Source organism: Jannaschia seohaensis, assembly GCF_900116765.1.
Lineage (GTDB): Bacteria > Pseudomonadota > Alphaproteobacteria > Rhodobacterales > Rhodobacteraceae > Jannaschia > Jannaschia seohaensis.
On the sequence record NZ_UETC01000037.1, the window covers coordinates 1 to 1,057 of the forward strand.

The window sequence follows — 1,057 nt, forward strand, 5'->3', positions numbered from 1 at the left end:
TAAAGCAACGGACGCGTTCGTAGACTCGGGACTATGTCGGGTGGCGTAGTTATGATTCACGTTGTGCAGGAGGGCTTTGGCGATGCCTGCACCGCTATCGATGGACGTCCGCCGCCGGTTTGCGCGGCTGATCGAGGAAGGGATGAGCGGCCGGGCCGCGTCGGATCGGCTGATGATCTCGGCCTCGGCGGGCATTCGCCTGGCGCGCAAGGTGCATGCCGGGGAGGACATCACGCCGGCGCAGGGCGGGCGCCCGAAGGGCTGCGGTAAGCTCGGGCCCCATCGGGAGACGCTACGCGAGATGGTCGAAGCCAACGAGGACATCACGATGCCCGAGTTGGCGCGGGCGCTCGAGGATGCCGCCGGTCTGCAAGTCGCACCCGCCTCGCTGAGCCGGGCGCTGCGCCGTTGGGGGGTCAGGGTCAAAAAAAGTCGCTGAGCGCCACCGAGACCAGCCGCCCCGCGATCCGCAAGGCCCGGCGGGACTGGGTCCGACGCCGCCTGCCGCGGATGCGGGACGAGCCGCACCGTCTGGTCTTCGTCGACGAGACCAGTGTGAAGACGAACATGGTCCGGCTTCGGGGGCGGGCACCGGTCGGACGACGCCTGTGCGCCGATGCTCCGTTCGGACGGTGGCGCACGCAGACCTTCGTCGCCGGGCTCACCGCAGACGCGCTCATCGCGCCATGGATCATCGAGGGCGCGATGGACGGCGCGCTGTTCACCGACTGGGTCGAGACGCAGCTTGCGCCCGAACTGGCGCCCGGCACCGTCGTGATCCTGGACAATCTCTCCACCCACAGGGTCGCCCCCGCCGCCGAGGCCCTGCGCCGCGCGGGCTGCTGGTTCCTCTTCCTTCCGCCCTACTCCCCGGACCTAAACCCGATCGAAATGGCCTTCGCGAAGCTCAAGGCTCATCTCCGACGCATCGGCGCCAGGACCTTCGATGATCTCTCGGACGCGATCGGCTCGATCTGTCGAATGTTCAGCGCAGACGAATGCCGGAACTACCTCCGTCATGCAGGCTATGCGCCTACGTAAAGGTCCGCCGCTTTAG

Annotated in this window: 1 protein-coding gene; it reads left to right on the forward strand. The window is 67.5% G+C overall.

The genetic code is table 11. From position 1 onward, the window contains the following. The first annotated feature begins 82 nt into the window (after positions 1–82). Positions 83–1,041, forward strand: a protein-coding gene (locus DTQ71_RS23075; RefSeq protein ID WP_211317189.1) for an IS630 family transposase whose coding sequence is annotated in 2 segments (ribosomal slippage) — positions 83–413 and positions 413–1,041 — 960 coding nt in all. Because the reading frame shifts where the segments join, the coding sequence is not laid out codon by codon here. Positions 1,042–1,057 lie beyond the last annotated feature (16 nt).